At 48.9% G+C, this 17,699-nt stretch carries 13 protein-coding genes; 7 read left to right on the plus strand and 6 right to left on the minus strand.

Translation table 11 applies throughout. The features are described 5' to 3' along the window. The coding region (locus tag LLG96_01485; protein MCE5248871.1) for a BlaI/MecI/CopY family transcriptional regulator at positions 1-236 on the minus strand (236 nt) is incomplete at its 3' end. A 390-nt stretch (positions 237-626) separates the two neighbouring features. Between LLG96_01485 and LLG96_01490 the strand changes: the two genes are divergently transcribed. From LLG96_01490 to LLG96_01500, 3 genes are all read left to right on the plus strand, one after another. Beyond that, positions 627-2,501, plus strand: coding sequence for a heparinase II/III-family protein (locus LLG96_01490; GenBank protein MCE5248872.1), 1,875 nt, complete (start codon positions 627-629; stop codon positions 2,499-2,501). A 371-nt stretch (positions 2,502-2,872) separates the two neighbouring features. Further along, entirely contained in the window at positions 2,873-3,610 is a 738-nt protein-coding gene (locus LLG96_01495; protein ID MCE5248873.1) for a CPBP family intramembrane metalloprotease, read from the plus strand. Between the two features lie 195 nt (positions 3,611-3,805). Further along, positions 3,806-6,865, plus strand: coding sequence for a hypothetical protein (locus tag LLG96_01500; GenBank protein MCE5248874.1), 3,060 nt, complete (start codon positions 3,806-3,808; stop codon positions 6,863-6,865). Between the two features lie 39 nt (positions 6,866-6,904). Here the strand turns inward: LLG96_01500 and LLG96_01505 are convergent, their stop codons facing one another. Then, the gene (locus tag LLG96_01505) at positions 6,905-8,077 is read right to left on the minus strand and encodes an HD domain-containing protein (GenBank protein ID MCE5248875.1); all 1,173 of its coding nucleotides are present in this window, start codon (positions 8,075-8,077) and stop codon (positions 6,905-6,907) included. Positions 8,078-8,653: 576 nt separating this feature from the next. On the opposite strand from LLG96_01505, the gene LLG96_01510 reads away from it, so the two are divergent. From LLG96_01510 to LLG96_01525, 4 genes are all read left to right on the plus strand, one after another. Beyond that, positions 8,654-11,248, plus strand: coding sequence for a TIGR03960 family B12-binding radical SAM protein (locus LLG96_01510; GenBank protein ID MCE5248876.1), 2,595 nt, complete (start codon positions 8,654-8,656; stop codon positions 11,246-11,248). A gap of 45 nt (positions 11,249-11,293) precedes the next feature. Beyond that, complete coding sequence (locus LLG96_01515; GenBank protein ID MCE5248877.1) at positions 11,294-13,009, plus strand: Rne/Rng family ribonuclease; 1,716 nt, start codon at positions 11,294-11,296, stop codon at positions 13,007-13,009. An 820-nt stretch (positions 13,010-13,829) separates the two neighbouring features. Then, entirely contained in the window at positions 13,830-14,156 is a 327-nt protein-coding gene (locus tag LLG96_01520; GenBank protein MCE5248878.1) for a hypothetical protein, read from the plus strand. A 5-nt stretch (positions 14,157-14,161) separates the two neighbouring features. After that, complete coding sequence (locus LLG96_01525; GenBank protein ID MCE5248879.1) at positions 14,162-14,404, plus strand: type II toxin-antitoxin system HicA family toxin; 243 nt, start codon at positions 14,162-14,164, stop codon at positions 14,402-14,404. 238 nt (positions 14,405-14,642) lie between these two features. On the opposite strand, the gene LLG96_01530 is transcribed toward LLG96_01525, so the two are convergent. The 4 genes from LLG96_01530 to LLG96_01545 all read right to left on the minus strand — a co-directional run bounded on the left by LLG96_01530 (position 14,643) and on the right by LLG96_01545 (position 17,643). Next, positions 14,643-15,362 carry an anaerobic ribonucleoside-triphosphate reductase activating protein gene (locus LLG96_01530; protein MCE5248880.1) on the minus strand — a complete coding sequence of 240 codons (720 nt, stop codon included), beginning with the start codon at positions 15,360-15,362 and terminating at the stop codon, positions 14,643-14,645. A gap of 12 nt (positions 15,363-15,374) precedes the next feature. Further along, entirely contained in the window at positions 15,375-15,563 is a 189-nt protein-coding gene (locus tag LLG96_01535) for an anaerobic ribonucleoside-triphosphate reductase (GenBank protein MCE5248881.1), read from the minus strand. A gap of 227 nt (positions 15,564-15,790) precedes the next feature. Next, positions 15,791-16,687 (minus strand): hypothetical protein, encoded by an 897-nt coding sequence (locus tag LLG96_01540; protein MCE5248882.1) that lies wholly within the window; start codon positions 16,685-16,687, stop codon positions 15,791-15,793. Further along, entirely contained in the window at positions 16,684-17,643 is a 960-nt protein-coding gene (locus LLG96_01545; protein ID MCE5248883.1) for a site-specific DNA-methyltransferase, read from the minus strand. Before LLG96_01545 ends, LLG96_01540 begins: the two co-directional genes overlap by 4 nt. Positions 17,644-17,699 lie beyond the last annotated feature (56 nt).

A 17,699-nucleotide genomic window follows, 5' to 3' on the forward strand; every position in this document is an offset into this window, starting at 1 on the left:
GCCGCCTCTTCGTGTTTGACTTTGGAGCAGTAGAGAAATGCCCTGCCGTCTTTCGTTCGGCTCAGGAATCCCTTTTTCATGAGTATGGAGAGAATCCGCCTGATACCGCCATCGGTAATATTTCGCCCATGGGATGCGAGCACATGCTGGATATCCTCGGTCGCGACCGGCTCATGCTCCCATATTACATGCATGAACTCGAGCTCGACATGAGTAAGCGTTTTCTTGTCAGCCATGTATCCAATCCTTCCGCAATATGATTAAAAAAGTACTTTCGCTGCGCAAGCGATCAACATTGATCTAATTATAACTGCCCAGGAAAATGTTGTCAAGAGAAATCGATCAACTTTGATCGAAATAATTATTTTATTTTTCTTTCATCTTTACTTCGAGTGGTTTTCACCCTCGAACAGAAAAAAGTCACAGATCGATACATATTTGAAAAAAATGATGGAATCCCCTGTTTTTCATAGTGCATTTCAACCGGAAGAGTTTTATAATGGTTATGGGAATATGACCATCATGTCATCGTTTGTTTTGTTTATCCTGCATGGAGCGACATCCTGAAAGCAATAAGGGGGACTCATTCTCACAAAGCTTTTCATCTTTCGTGGAGGGATAAAATCATGATACCGCGATCGGCGTGTTTCTTCTGCTTCTGTGTATTTATAGCCGTGTTCACGGCGTCGGCGCAGCAGACCGTCCGTATCCCGAAGCCCGAAACGGTTCTTTCGACGCTCGACCGGAGCCACCCGCGGCTCATGTTCAAGGATTCCGATCTCGGCCGTATCAAAAAACAGCGCGAAACGGACGCCGTGCTGAGCAGATACATCGATGATGTTGTCAAAAAGGCTGACGAGTTCTGCCGGAAACCGCCGGTCGAGTATATCATCATCGGGCCGCGCCTTCTCCAGATCAGCAGGGAATGCCTCGACCGTGTGTATACGCTCGGGCTCGCCTGGCGGCTGACAGGGAAGGAAATCTATGCCCGCAAGGCCGAGGAGAACCTGCTTGCCGTGTGCGCGTTCAAGGACTGGAATCCCTCGCATTTCCTCGACACCGCCGAGATGTCCCACGCCGTCGGAATCGGCTACGACTGGCTCTATCACTACTTTTCCGAAGAGAACCGTGAAAAAATCCGCCAGGGTCTCATCCGGCACGGTATGGAGCCGGGTGTGGCCGCTTATGAAGGCAGGGACAAGATTCCCCGCTTCTGGGTCGAGGCCGAGCACAACTGGAACCAGGTGTGCAACAGTGGGCTCACGGTCGGAGCTCTTGCCATCGCCGAGACCGATCCGCGGTATGCGGAGATTATCGTACCCCGGGCGGTCGAATCGCTTCCCCATGCGCTCGCGACCTACGCGCCGGATGGCGCCTGGCCGGAAGGTCCCGGGTACTGGCACTATGCGACACGGTATACCGCGTACGGTCTTGCGGCGCTCGAAACGGCGCTCGGCGCCGATTTCGGTCTGTCGGAGATGGAGGGAATATCGGTAACCGGACTGTTCCCGATCTATACGACCGGCCCGACCGGGCTCTTCCTCAATTTTGCAGACAGCGGCGAGAAAGCCCGGAGAATGACCATGCCCTGCATGTTCTGGCTGGCGCGGAGATTCGACAACCGGTTCATTTCCGACTGCGAGCACGATATGATCGAGCGGTATGGCGCGGAACCCGAGCATATCGTCTGGTATGTCCCGCGGTCACGAATGCAGACATACAATCCCGACCTCGACAGACGGTTTCGAGGGCCGGTCGAAGTCGCCGTGCTCAGGAGCGGGTGGAACGACCCTGAAGCGCTGTTTGTCGGAGTCAAGGCGGGTTACAACCGTGTCAACCATGCCCATCTCGACCTCGGAAATTTCGAGCTCGATGCTCTCGGCGTCCGCTGGGCGCGCGATCTCGGCTCGGACGACTACAACATGCCGGGATACTTCGACACGAAACAAGGCGGCAAACGCTGGACCTACTACCGCATGCGATCGGTCAGCCATAATGTTCCGCTCATCGATGGCGCCGACCAGGAACTTGTCGGAATGGCACAAGTACTGAAATTCATATCGAAACCCGTCTCTGCCGGGGTTGTCGTCGATATCAGCACTGCATATGCTCCACCCGCGAAAAAGGTGACGAGGGGAATCGCCCTGATCGATAATCGCCGTGTCGTGCTCGTAGAGGACGAATTCGAGCTGGAAGCCCCCTGCAAGGTTGACTGGGGTATGACGACGGATGCCGCGATCACCCTTGACGGCAGTATGGCGACGCTTGTCCTGGAAGGCAAAAAGCTGACCGCCCGCATACTCGAGCCTTCGGATGCCCGGTTCGCCGTTGAGTCCGCCGGACAGCAGCCGCCCGAAAAAGCGAACACGGGTGTCAGCCGTCTCATGGTGCGCCTCGGGAACCGGACCGGCAGCGTCCGGATTGCCGTTCTCCTGTCGCCGGAATGGAAGGGAGGAGCATTTGATAAGGATGTGTCGGTAAAACCTCTTGACGAGTGGTAATAATGTGTTTATAAATGAGGTTAAAACGGGCTAACGGCCGTACGGAGCTTTGGGAGCACGAAATATGTTATCGATTTACTTCCGATAGTTGACCGGACCACATTGAATGATCTGGTTATATATTTAAATCAGCTGACAGATTGATCCCCCTCGGCTTCGCCGTGTCCCCCTTATAAAAGAAAGGGGGATGAAAGCGACCAAAAAACTGCTCCCCCCTTAACAAGGGGGGATGCCGCAGGCAGGGGGGATCACATACTATCGGAAAAAATTATCGATTCTGATTTAAAAAAGATTTTCTATGCTTATCAAACTGGATAACCACAATGAATGATATACACACATTGAATACATAACCGGAGTAAGAAATATTGATGAGTGAACAAGACAACGCTACACATTCCGACGGACAGATTTCACTGGGGAAACTTGTTGTTCTCCACATTCTGCCGGGAGTGCTTGTCGCGGTATTTTACGTTCTCGCGGCGCCGCTCATGATAAAAATCGGATTTCCGGAAGTGTTTGCGCTGATTCTTTCGATTTTTTTCATAACCGCGCCGTACATTTTCGTTTTTCTTTACTATCAGGGGAAAAAGCTGAACGGGAGAATGTCGCTGGAGGGCGTCGTACTATACCGTGAACACCTTCACTGGAAGCAGTTTGCCCTCATTTTTCCCGTGCTGTTCATGACGACCTTTATTTTATGGAAAGAGCTTTCCCCGACAGTCGGATTCGTTCAGAAACATCTCTTTTTCTGGCTGCCGGACTGGTATCTCATCAGGAGCGGTGAGATTTCCCAGGACAGAGTGATAGTTTACTTTCTTGTCGTTTTCACGGCGCTCTTTTTCAACGGTATTGCCGAAGAGCTGTACTTCCGGGGATACCTGCTCCCGCGGATGGAACGGTTCGGCTGGATGGCACCGGTTATCAGCACGTTCCTTTTCGCAGTTTACCATGTCATATCGCCGTCCTTTATCGTTCTCAGGATAATTGCCCTGTTCCCGATGATTTATGTGACATGGCGGAAACGGAATGTCTGGCTCAGTATCGCGGTTCATGTCGGGCTCAATATTTCCGAGCCGCTGGCATGGCTTTTCACAATGCTTAAATAAGTGTGTTTGAAACAGGTATATCCAACGATTCAAAGTATATACGAGCATGGAAACACGGAGGAAAACACGACATGCATTGATTCAGAATGTCAAGGGTTGGCACAAAGTGCCGATTGATATACCCCTGACAGCAGCAAAACACCACATTTCATCATCGGGCGAATGAAAACGTCTTTCGCCCTCCGAGGAGAAGCTATGAAAACGGGTAGTAGAATCGTATGGTTGTGGATTGTTATTACTGTCACATTTTTAATGTGCGGAACCGGTATCGTTTCCGCCGGACCGGGACGATGGGAATGCGAGCTGTCCGGGCCGGGCTGGATGCTCTGGCTCGATCATGCGGCGGTGTGGGCCGATGACGATGTGTATCTGCCGCCGGTCGATGTCTCGAAACTTCCGGTCAACCCGCCGACCTGCGGCTGGGACAGGCTTGAAGCGGCCTGCGACAAGGTTGTCGATGTTCCCGGTACGGTCGAGGCGCACTACTGGGGCGCAATCGGCGGAGCCATTCCCGATGTGGGTGGCGATTACCGCGGCGTGTCCTGGTGGAGCACGACCTTCGATCTCGACCCTTCGCTCAGCGGGAAACGTATCACGATCGCTTTCACGGCGGTCAATCTCCGCGCCGAGGTGTTCGTGAACCATAAGCTTGTCGGGTACGATGTCATCGGCAACACGCCGTTCGAGGTCGATATTACCGGGGCGGTCACCTTTAACGGGAAAAACCGCCTCGATGTCCGCATTACCGATCCGGTGGGCAATTTCAGCTGGAACGACAACATCCTCATGCGCTGGGGGAAGAATCTCGTTCCCGCTGTGCACGGTTTCGGGGGCATCACGGGGAAAGTCGTGCTCCGGGCCACCGATGCCGTCCATGTCGACGACATCTATGTTCAGAACAAGCCGAAGGTGAGGGAAGCCGAGGTGTTCGTCACGCTCGGTAACTCGTCGGATGCCCCGAAAAACGGCAGCCTGACTCTCGTTGTCCATGAATTGAACCGGCCCTCGCGGGTCATCTGGAAAAACACCGTGCAGTGCGCCGTCCCGCCCGGAGTGACCGAAAAATCGTTCATGGTCAAAGCGCCCGATGCGAAGCTCTGGGAATTTGCCGGTCATCGGATCGTGCGCGAGGCGAACCTGTACGAGGCTGAGGTCGTGTTCGAGAGCTCCGACAGCGCTGTCAGGGACACTGCTGCACAGCGGTTCGGCTTCCGGTGGTTCGACATCGGTGTGAAGAACGGCGATCCGCGCTTTTACCTCAACGGGAAGCGGGTGTTCATCATGGCTGCGATGACCCGTGGATTCTGGCCTGCGACCGGGATGTTCGCCACGGAGGAAATGAGGAAAAAGGATACCGAAACCCTCATCGACCTCGGATTTAACATGATGCTCTATCACCGCGCCATCGGCCAGCCGGAATCGATGGATATCTGCGACCTGATGGGGATGTTCTCCTACGAGGAGCCGGGCGGTTACCGTGTCATGCCCAATAAAGAAGACAAAATCGATGGACCCGATGAACAGGCTCTTTTATGGCGCCGTGAAAAGCTGAGAAGAATGGTTATCAGGGACCGCTCGCGTCCTTCGCTCCTCATCTATAATCTGAAAAACGAGGCGACCAAGCCTCCCGACGAGGACGACGAGCGGAACATGCGCATGGTGCATACCCTCGATCCGTCACGGATACTGACCTACGACAGCGACCGGAACCGCACGATAAAGCCGACCGATTTTCTTGAAAAGGACCCGTTCAAGCTCCATATGAAACCGTTCGATGACAAGTTCTATTATCATGGCTGGTGGGATCAGCACCACTGGTTCGCAAACGCCGGATATGTGGATGACAATTACAACAATCCGCGGTTTTACCTCAGGTACAGTATTGTCCGGGGCGATTCGCTTCCCCTCGTTCCGCATGACGAGATCGTATTCTGGGGCGAGGAAGGTGCGTTCGGAACCATGGTTCGTCTCCAGAAGATCAAGGAACGTCTCGAAATCACCGGCGCTACCGGATTCAGGGAAATGGAGCATCTCGACTGGTTCGATGCCTACAACCGTTTCCTCGACGAGAGCGGGTTCAGGGCGGCGTATCCCACCGTGGACGATCTTACGCTCAGTCTCGGCCGTAACATGCACTACTTCCACGGCCGCAACATCGAGAACGTCCGCATGAGCAATTTCGCCGACGCTTATGTTCTCAACGGCTGGGGGTCGGCTTCAACGAGAACCGATATTGTGGACATGTACCGAAATCCGACCTCAGACCCGTCAATTCTCCGATACTACACGCAGCCGCTCTATGTGGCGGTGAAACTGCGGGACAAGGTGTTACCGAAAGGTTCGGTGCCGGTTGCGGACATGTTCATCATCAACGAGGAAAATCTCAAAGGCAGATTCACACTCGAACTGTCCTGCATTGCTCCCGACAAAAAGACGGTGTTCACAAAAACCTTTCCGGTGACTGTTACGGGTGGCGAGGAATTCGGCGAGCTGCTCGTCGAGGGAGTCGTGCTCCCTCAGGTTTCGGCAGCCGGGTATTACAGGCTCGATGCACGGCTGACAGACGGCTCCCTCGTGAAAGCGACAGGGTATGACGATATGTTTGTCGTCGATTACACTTCCGGCGCAGGGTTCCCTGCCCGGATTGCGGTCATCGAAACGGACGGCGCTGTCGGAGCATTTCTGAAGGACTCCCGCGGGGTAAATGTATCGCCCTTTACCGCGGGAAGCCCCGATGTCGACTGCATCGTGATCGGCACCCATGATTTCCCCGACAGTAGCGACGTCCTCTATGGCGAGGTTCTGAAACGCGCGGCCCGGGGAACAAAGGTCATTGTGCTCGAACATGCCGACCGCTGGGCCAAACAGGTGAATACCGCTCTGGGTTCTGTTCCGAAGCCGTATGCGGGCGGGGGGATTGTCCGTTTCGGCCAGCAGGGACGGCAATTTGTCGGAATGAGCCAGTATCTCGCGGGTCTGCCTCAGGCGCAGGGCATGAGCTGGGAATATCAGGTGTTCTACAATACGAGAGATGTTTCGGGGATCGATCTCCATCCGTGGAATACGGAGATGATCGTTGCGCTTGGGGCACAGGATACGAAACAGATCGTCTGTTCCCTGGGACGTATTCCGCTCGGACAGGGCGAGGTGTTCCTCTCCACGCTCGATATCGTACCTGCCCTGAAATCAGCGAAACCCCAGGCGTCGGTGGCGAAAAAACTCCTGCTCAACCTGTTCGAGGTTAAACGGCAGTGAAAATATCGGGGGGCTGCATCTCTGAAAAAAGAAGGGACATTACAGCACGAGATCGAGTTTTACATGTTTCAGTTTTGATGTATCGATCATCCTCGGCTTGATATGCTTCATCGTCCTGTCGTAGAGCAGGATTATCACGGGCTTGTTGAGATGTTTGGGATTGATCTGGGCGACGACGCCCGTATAACCGATAAGCGCCGGATCGACGATTTCTTTCACATGGATGGTGGCGCCGACCGGGAATACGGGAATGATATCGGTCAACATGCTGACAATGTGCTTGTTATAGATCGTTCCCACCTTGAGAATGAGCTCCTTGATGGCTTCCTCGGGGGACTTCTGCTGCGAGTCTTTCGGATTCATCACCAGATTATCGTAGGCATTGGCCACGGAACAGATTTCCGCAAGCCGGTAAATGGTACCCTTGGTTTTCCTTTTGGCAGTGCTCGTGGGCGGAAGATTTTCCCCTTTGAGTCCGATGGGAAAACCCGATCCGTCCTGGTTTTCATGGTGCTGGTTGATGATCTGGGATACCATCGGCGAGGAGCTTTTACTGTTACGGACGAGGAGATACCCGAATGTCGGGTGCTCGCGCGACAGTTCATCGGCAACGTCCGGATTGGAATTTTCCCGGATTTTTTCAATGACAACTTTCCCGAAGTCATGGAGAAAAGCTCCTACCCCGAGATTGAGCATCTCCGCTTTTGTAAAGCCGTACTTTTTCCCGAGAAGGATCGAAATCACCGTGGTGTTTATCGAATGATCCATATAGTATGAATTCTCGGCTTTAAAGAGCGCGGAATTCAAGGTTGTCGCCCCGACGCTTGAAATATCATGAAAAATCTCGTTGACGATTTTCCTCATGTCATAGGTGATATTCATATCCTTGAGATAGCCGCTGTTCAGCAGTTCGTAGATTTTTGTGCGGCTGATATCCCTGAATCTGAAATACCGCTGTATCTTGTCTGCCTTGTCCGCAATGACAGATTGTGCCTGTATCCTGATTTCCTCGGAAATTATATCTTCCGGTATGACATCCTCGGTGCCGTTTTCCATGATATAGACCTGGGAATATCCGCGCTCAAGAAGCTTTGTCTTGATATCCGGCGATATGCGGAAACCTGCACCGAGCAGGAGTTTGTTGTGTACTGTATAGATTGATTTGCCTAAAATCATGTCCTGCTGAATATTTTGTGCTGAAAGTAATCTCATGGAAATGGCAACCTTTTCTTTAATCGGTTTCGGAAATATAAAATACTGTAATGATAAATAAATATACCAAAATTTTGCGCCAGAAGCAAGTTTGTTAAATAATAATATTCTTATACAACTATTGTTGCTTCGGTAATGAAAAGAATATTCCGATAGTGATATTGTTTCCCTTACCGCAGAACATTAGAGATGCAGCCGTTGATCACGGGAACTCATGCTGCGCATAATACATTGATAAAGCAGATGTTATCCGGCGCTTCCCCTCTCTCGGATCAAGAGAGAGGCCAAGGGGTGAGTTCAGGCGGATATGGGGCAATAATCATATCCAGAATAATCCACATTCCGGTGCTCGATTTTCAGGATTTTTCGAGCAAAGACAGGTCGCGGCCTGCCCGGCATTATTATTACAGTTTTAACTGGGCACTACTGACTTCAAAGGTCTTAAAATAAAATGGACCATCAAAGAAGAACCGCCAGAAATTGAGTTGTATATGGCGCGATAAATCATTATATTACATTAATATGGGTTAAAATGTCTTTTTGCTGGGTAATTATCATTAACACATGGAATATCAAGTGGATATAAAAGAACGGCTCGAACGGGTTCTCCATAAAGTTTCACGGCCGGCGCGGTATGTCGGCGGAGAGCTCAATATGATAAAAAAAAGTCCGGAATCTCAATCTGTCAGGGTTTGCCTGGCTTTCCCTGATATTTACGATATCGGACAATCGTTTATGGGTTTTTACATTCTGTATCATATTCTCAACAAAAGGGGCGGGACCCTTTGTGAGCGTACTTTTGCACCATGGGTCGACATGGAAGCGATCATGAGGGAAGAAAACATTCCCCTGTGGTCTCTCGAATCGTTTCTCCCCGTCTCTTCATTCGATGTAGTAGGTTTTACGCTTCAGTATGAGCTTCATTACGCGACAGTGCTGAACATGCTCGATCTTGCGGGTATACCGGTCAGGGCATGCGACAGGGATGAAACCCATCCGCTCATCTTCGGTGGAGGTCCCTGCTGTATCAATCCCGAACCGGTAGCCGAGTTTTTCGATGCATTCCTTCTGGGTGACGGCGAGGAGGCGTTTCCCGAAATGCTCGATGTGGTCGAACGCCGCAGGAAGTCCGGTTTGTCGCGCGCGGCGACGCTTCGTGAGCTTGCACGTGTCGGGGGTGTGTATGTTCCTTCGCTTTACTCCCCTCAGTATGCAGCCGACGGTTCTTTTATGGGCATGGAGGCCGTCGAAGGCGCACCAATGCCTGTTGTTGCACGGTTTGTCGAGCGGTTGAAACCGGAGTATTATCCCGAACACCCTCTTGTTCCCCTCTGCGAAGTGGTTCATGACCGGCTTGCGGTCGAGATTGCCCGCGGATGTTCGAGGGGATGCCGTTTCTGCAGCGCCGGCCTTACATACCGTCCCAAACGTGAACGGCCGGTGAATGAGATTGTCGAACAGATTGTCAGAGGTATCCGGAGCACGGGCTGGGAGGATGTGGGACTGGTCAGCCTGTCGACATCCGATTACTCCGGCCTCGAGGAGTTGATTGCAGGAATCGGCAGCGCGTTGAACGGTCAGGTGGTATCGGTTTCCCTGTCAAGCATGAGAGCAGACAACTTTTCGGTCAAAATGGCCGAAGCGGTCGCCGGAGGCAGGAAATCGAGCCTCACCTTTGCAGTCGAAGCGGGAACGCAGCGGCTTCGCGATGTGATCAACAAAAATCTCACCGAGGAGCAGCTTCTCGAAACGCTGACAACCGCGCTTAAAGGGGGCTGGGACGGTTTCAAACTCTATTTCATGATCGGGCTTCCCACGGAAACCGGCGAAGATGCTGTCGCCATCGCGAACCTCCTGAACGTTATCAATTCTCTCCTGAAACGTTTCGGAGGCCATCGCGTCAACGTTACACTCTCCTCGTTTGCTCCCAAACCCATGACCCCGTTTCAGCGGGAACCGCAGAATTCTGTCGCTGAACTCACCGAAAAGGCGAAACTGGTCAGGCAGTTTTTCCGGTCGAAATCCATCACCATAAAAACAGACGATCCCTTGGTATCCATGCTCGAATGCCGTCTCGGCAGGGGAGACCGGAGAACCGACGCGATCATCATGGATGCATGGAAACGGGGATGCAGGCTCGATGGGTGGTCGGAGAACTTTAATGCGGTTTTATGGCAGGAGGCGTTCGGGAGAGCCGGTATACGGCTCGAGGAAGGCGGCGGCGGATCCGATACGGATTCGGTGCTTCCCTGGAGTCATCTCAGCTATGGTATCGACGAATCGTACCTGCTCCGGGAACGCGAGAGAGCTCTGAAAGGAGAGTCCACGGCTGATTGTTCGGAGACATGCCAGAACTGCGGTTCGTTTGCCCCTTTCTGTGCTTTGATGAAAAAATCGTCCGGACATGCCTCTCCGGAGGTGAAAACCACTCCGGCCAAAAGCTCTTCACGGAATACGCTGTACGGGAGAAAAAGAAAAGCCGTTCCCGGCAGGGCTGGAGTTCCTTTTCTCCTCGATACACGGTTCCGGATAAAGTTTGCGAAGACAAACGCGGTGCGGTTTACCGGTCATCTTGACCTCGTGCGGCTGTTCGATCGTGCCATGCGCAGGGCGGAGATACCGATAGCACATTCGCAGGGCTTTCATCCCCATCCGAAAATCTCGTTCTGTCCGCCGCTCCCGCTCGGGATGAAAAGTGTTGCGGAATATGCTGATTTTACCCTGCAGAAGCCGTTTCCGCACATTGAAGATGTTTTACGTACGGTGCTGGTCGACGGTTTTGAGCTCATCGACATTCGATCGATTCCTGACAAGGCGGAATCTCTCAATGCCATCGTTGCGCTGGCTGAGTATTTTGTGCCGTGCACTGTTGACAGCGAGTGCGTCGCCGCTCTGAATCGGATGCTCGGGCAGGAGAACATCACCATCGAACGCACGACAAAAAAGGGGCCGAAAACGGTCGATATCCGTCCCGGCATAGCTGAATTGAATCCCGCCGCCGATGGTTCGGGATTTTCAATGCTTCTCAGCTCCAGCGCGGATATGACAGTGAAGCCCACGGAGGTTATTGGTTATCTTTTTAAGGGGGATATCCCCGATGGCGTGACCCGGACGGAACAATACGCCGTACTGAATGGCGAACGGGTTACACCGTTTGACGTTATATGGTAGCGGCAGGTTATTTACTTGCCTCACCAGGTATTACAAGGAGGAATTTTGAATAGTGAAATTATTATTAACACCGCCACCCATGAAACACGAATCGCGATACTCGAGGATTCGAAACTGGTCGAAATATGGGTTGAGCGGCCTGACAACGAACGTATGGTGGGGGATATTTACAAGGGCAGGGTCAATGCCATCATCCCCGGCATCCAGGCTGCATTTGTCGATATCGGCATGGAAAAGAGCGCTTTTCTCCATGCTTCCGATGTAAGCGGATCGTCGATAGATTTTGCCGCCCAGTATGATCTTGACGAGGACGAGGACGAGGAAGAACAGCCGGGGCGTTCCGGTGGAAAGACGCAGTCCGGCAAAAAAAGGGGGAGGGGGAAATTCGACCGGAAATATCCGCCTATCGAAAGTATCATTAAAAAAGACCAGGAAATCATTGTCCAGATAACCAAGGAGCCCATTTCCACAAAGGGCGCGCGGATTACCTCCGAGATTTCTCTCCCCGGGAGATTCCTCGTGCTGGTGCCCGGCGGCAACAAGGTGGGTGTATCGCGCAAGATTGAGTCATGGGCCGAGCGCAAGCGCCTGAAGCATATTTCGGGCAAACACAGGCCAAAAGGGTTCGGGCTCATTATCAGGACGCTTGCCCAGGGGAAAGGCGAGGAAGAAATCGCGGCTGATGTCAAGGACCTCATGAAAAGTCATGAGGCGCTCATGAAAAAGGCCGAAGGTGTTTCCCCGCCGGCGCTTATCCATAAGGAAATGGGGATGACCTCGGGTATTATCCGCGATCTTTTAGGCGAGGATGTCAGCCGCGTGATTGTCGATACCAGGGAGCACTATGATGAAATCAGGGGGTATCTGAACTCGATCTCCCCGAATATGGTCAATAAAGTCCATCTTTATAAAGACAAGGAGCCCATATTTGACAAACATGATATCGAACGTGAGATCGAGAATATATTCGGCAGGAAAATCTGGCTTAAAAACGGCGAATTCCTTGTATTCGATCACACTGAAGCCCTGTCGGTCATCGATGTCAACAGCGGCCGGTATCTCGGTAAATCGACACAGGAGGAGACAATCCTCAATACCAACAAGGATGCCGCGGTCGAAATAGCCCGTCAGCTCCGTCTCAGGGATATCGGCGGTATCATTGTTATCGACTTTATCGACATGGCGAATATGGATCACCGGAGAATCGTCGAGGATGTGTTCGTCGACGCCCTCAAGAACGACCGCTCTAAGATTTCCATTTCCCAGATCAGCGAATTCGGCCTCATGGAAATGACCCGTCAGCGTGTCAGGCCGAGCCTTATCCATACCTTCGCCGAACCATGCCCTACCTGCGGCGGCATCGGGATGGTACAGGGACGCGACACTACGGTCACCAAGCTCGAACGCTGGCTCAGGCGCGCCGAGAGTTTCGGAAAAGAGAAGAGTTACACGTTGTTCGTACACCCGGCGGTTTTCGAATATCTCATCGAAGACAGCGAGGATCGGCTCAACCTTCTGAAGTCGACGACGAACCTCGAGGTCGATCTCGTCGCCGATGCGAAGATGCCGATCGATCAGTTCCATTGCTTCAGCACCGTGCGCGCGGTCGATGTTACCGATGAATTCAACGCCGGTGTCAAAACCCGCGTTCGTGCCGAGACGGTATCGGCGGCTCCGCAGCCGAAAAAATCGTTTTCACGGCCGCAGAACGGCGACGACAGTAAGTTCGGCCGCAAACCGAAGGCGAAGACGAGACGGTAGAATAACCGGTTTATGGTCTCTGGTCTCTGGTTTGTAGTTTATGGTTGTACCACATAACAAATCCCCCTTTCCAAAAGAACGGAGAGGGGGATTTTTATATTTAACCCGATCTGTTCATAAATTTAAATAGAACGCGGATTTTTTCTACAGTTGGCAACCACAGCGGATTGCATCTACAATAAAAAAACACGAACAATTGTTTCGTCATGCATAATAACCCGTTATGACTTTTTGTGCCTTCCTGCCGCGACGCAGCGCAGCGAGGCGAGTATGGTGAAATTTTTTCACGAATAATCCGGGTTAAGAATGTCTGATACCACAGTACACTCTATAAGTAACATCCGGATGGGAATAATGTCCGATTTACGAAGTGATAATTATCAGTAACATACTCTAATACCTGATAGAATGCGTTTTTTCCCTCTCCTGTTTACGGGAGAGGGATAGAGGGTGAGGGTAATAATGCTATGAAATACAGTATATTGCCCTCATCAATGACCCTTCTGACATACAGGATATTATGACCTTTTTCATTATTTCAAAGGTTTCACATCCTGAATGTTCCTGATCCTTATCATTGAATTATATTGCATTATGTAAAAGTAACCGGTAATTTATTTACAGTATAAATCAACTTATTGCTCCGGCGAATAAAGAATGATACCGGAAGTAAAAAACATGGATTCCCGCTTTCGCGGGAATGACGGCTTGGTGCGCAGTTACACAGATTGTATCGAATCACCTTTATAGGGCTCAATTTCCGAAATATATTTCACTGTTTAATCGCCGGAGCAATAAAAAAAACGGAGAGAGCATTGTAATGAGCAATACTAATGTAATGGTCACTTTCAAGGCTCAATTGCCGTTTACCGTAATGCAGCGTGAGAAATGGTTCCTTGCCTCATGTTCCCTCCTCGATGTTCATTCACAGGGTCTCACGGCGGATGAGGCTGAAAACAACCTGAGAGAAGCGCTCGAGTTGTTTCTTTTATCTTGTTTTGAACGCGGAACACTCGAAAAAGTCATGAAGGATTGCGGTTTTATTCCCTATTTTGCCGCTCTTCAAGGTGACGTTATTCCCAAAACCCCGGCCTCCGAAAAAACAATCGAAGTTCCTATTCCGTTTATGGTTCCTGCGGACAGGTAAGCCCGATGCCGCGCTTAAAACCTGAAAACTGGAAGGTCCTGGAGTGCATTTTTCTTAAGCTCGGATTTATCATGGAACGGAAGCGTGGAAGCCATCGAACATACGTCAAAAACGGCGTGGCGCGTCCGGTGATTATTCCCCAATACTCGGATGTCGATATCGAAATCATCAAATCAAACATGCGTACGGCGAATCTCTCACGGGAACTCTATTTTCAACTTCTTGATGAATGTAAGAAAACCGCTTGATTATCTTCATTCATCTCGATATATCATTTTCTGCTTTGTAAGGTTCTTAAACATAAGATCGATAAATAACTGATAATTCAATAATTAAAACCTTCTGTCCATATATCTGTTTACTTCTATCCGACCATATCTCCATATTTTTCTATCGACTTTATACTAAAACTGTCTTTAAAACAAAAAACCGCACCTTCCGGTGCGGCTCATTTTCTTTAAATTTCATAAACCCGATAAGTTCTTTCTATCTCACCTCGAACTCATCGAACAGTTTTCGCGCTTCTTTCACCACCTTCTCGGGCACATCGATCACATCGCCGAACCGGACGAGCTCATCGTCACGGACACCCTGGGCGCGGCTCCGCTGAATGAAATAGCGCCGCCCGCCTGCGCTGTATACTGCCCGGACGGTGTCGAGGAGCTCTTTTTCCGTCATGAGGAGCGGATGCCAGGTCGTTCTGAATTCGTACTGTATCCCGGATGAAACGATGGCCGAGATGCTCCAGGACGCCTTGACACAGGAATTCTGCGCCCTGGTGATACGGTCGTATGTCGCCGGAGAACCCTTAACATCCATGGCGACATAATCGAGCAGCTCGTGCTTGAGGAGATACCGGAGCATTTCCGGGTTGTACCCGTTCGTGTGAAGAGCGGTCAGGTAACCGATGTCCCTGATCCATTCAAGGAAATCAGGCAGCGCCGGGTGAATCGTCGGCTCGCCCCCCGAAATGACAACGCCATCGAGAAAATCGCTCCGCTCAATGAGAAACGATTCGATATGCGGGCGCTCGAAACTGACGGGGAAATCGTGAACCCTGCATGACGGATTATGACAGTACCTGCAGTTCCAGGGACAGCCCTGGGTAAAAAAAACAGCCGCCATTCTGCCGGGAAAGTCTATGGTCGTCATAGGCTCGATTCCGGCGACGGGGACATCTGAAAGTGTGTATTGAGGTGCTTCCATGGATTCTACAGCTCAGAGAGAGACTGATTCAGTCGTCTTTTTTTCGCTGAAATATACCCTTTCCGTGTGTTCGCTTTTTTTGCCGATGTTGAATTCGCTCACGGGACGGTAGTATCCCATGACCCTCGTCCAGATTTCACACTGCTGACGTTCCTCGTCTTTGAGGACGATTGTGTGATTGCCGATCACTGTCTGAACCATAATGGAATCTCCTTTTTAAATTTAAAGATAATCTCTCGCAAAGTTCGCAAAGAATTATTAAACCCAAATTATGATTTCGTGTATCATTTTGTACACAAACATAACAGCCTACAATATTTTACAGTAATAGGATTTTTTATCATAATTTGTATTATTTTGCCTATTATTAAAAAAAGGAAACAATTCCGGCATAAATGGGAAAAATGTTGGATAAATATTAGAAACTTTTATAAATATTTCCAAATATCTTCGCAAATTAGATAATCAAAAGTTTTTATATGGTCTTTTAAGATTATTTCTGTTTTCATATTCGGTCTAATGTCACAATAATAAACACCATCAAGGGGGTTTAATTTAACCGTATAACCTTTAAAATGGCCGGGTAGAAACGTAGAATTTATACCGTATTCATTCTCTCGCCGTGTATTTTTTCTTTGAACATCATTTAGAAATATTGCTATGTGAGGGATTAAGGTTTCAGTCAATTTCGTATAAAGGAATTTATCAATAAAAATTTTATCTATTCTGTCTTTACTTGATGTTTTAATAGATCCAATAACTTTAATACTATTATCATCCTCAATAATTAAATCATGCTGATAGCTCATATCAAATAATTTTTCCCCATTCATAATAACGGGAACTTGAACAACCCCTGCCCGGCACTCAACGCCTATTTCTCTTATTATCAAACGGATGAAATTTTCAAAAAGGTCGCCGTTTAATTTTCTGGCCGTGTTTGATTTTCCAGCTGACAAACCATCAAGAGTTGCGCCGATTGATTGTTGTATGGTATAAACAGAATTTAAAAGGATTTTTCTCTGTTCTTTGTTTTTTTCGTTAATGTATTTTGCTGATTTAAGTAATTTTAAAAATTCTTTTCCAGCAATAGCAAAAGTGTCTATGTTAAACATAAGATTCGAGTTAATTGGCCTGGTTATCTGAAAATCACCGTCTGCATCATATTGATAAAAATTGTAATAATTTTCATTTTGGGAAACTATGACCGCTTGAAGGTATTTTGAAATGTATTCAAGATAAATATTACAAAAATTTACATAATTTTGTATGGTAACAAAATTTATTTTGTTAGTGGCAATTTCAACGATATTCTGCAATTTCATCGTATAGATTTCCTTCTCAGCATGTTATTATAATCATATTTTATCCACTTTTCGATTTCCCAGTATTCCACCAATTCAATACGATTAATCGCCCATTCAAGATATTCTCGGCTAAAATCACAGCCTATCCATTTCCTTTTTAATTGTTCGGATGCTACTGCCGTTGTACCTGAACCCAAAAACGGGTCCAAAACAGTATCTCCTATATTTGATGAGGCTAAAATAATCTTTCTTAACAATTCTTCAGGCTTCTGTGTCGGATGCGGAGTTTTTTCATGCATTCCATTACAGGTAGTTGGTATTTCCATAACATCCTGGGGCTTTGCTCCGTTGGGGCTTGGTTTCCATATATGATTTTTTCCATTACCGTATTGGCTAGTTAAAGCCTGTGGATGGTCGGGATATTTAAGGGTATGTTTCGAGTAAGGAATTCTAATTGAGTCAATATTAAAGGTGAAATTATTTGATTTTCTAAAAAGTAAAATGCTTTCATGGGAGCGTCCCCAATCTTTACCTAAATTTGCTTTATTTTTATAATTCCAGATAATCCACCGACAACTTTTAAAAAACTTCATTGAAGGAGCTTTTAAGTCTGCTAATATTTCAGAAAATCCACAAATATAAAGTGTCCCTGTAGACTTCAAAATTTTAGATGCTGGTTCAATCCATTTCAAAGACCATTCAATATATTTTTTCTGTGATTCAAAATTATCCCAATCTGCCTTTTTGATGTTATAAGGTGGGTCTGCAAAGATTAAATCTACAGAACATTTTGGTAATGAATTTAGCCAAGTAATCGAATCACCTATCCAAATTTCACCGTTGGGGTGTTTGTAAAATAATTCAGGCTTATCAGTATTAATTAAACTAATATCAAAAAGCCTTTTTTCGCCGATCAAATTAATCTCTCCGAAAAATCGGGGTAATTCTTTATTTCGTATAAATGCTTCTTTCATTTCTATTACCAATATAAATCATTATTCAGTTTATTAGGGCTCTACCATTTCTGAGA

The sequence above is a fragment of the bacterium genome (genome assembly GCA_021372535.1).
GTDB lineage: Bacteria > Latescibacterota > Latescibacteria > Latescibacterales > Latescibacteraceae > JAFGMP01.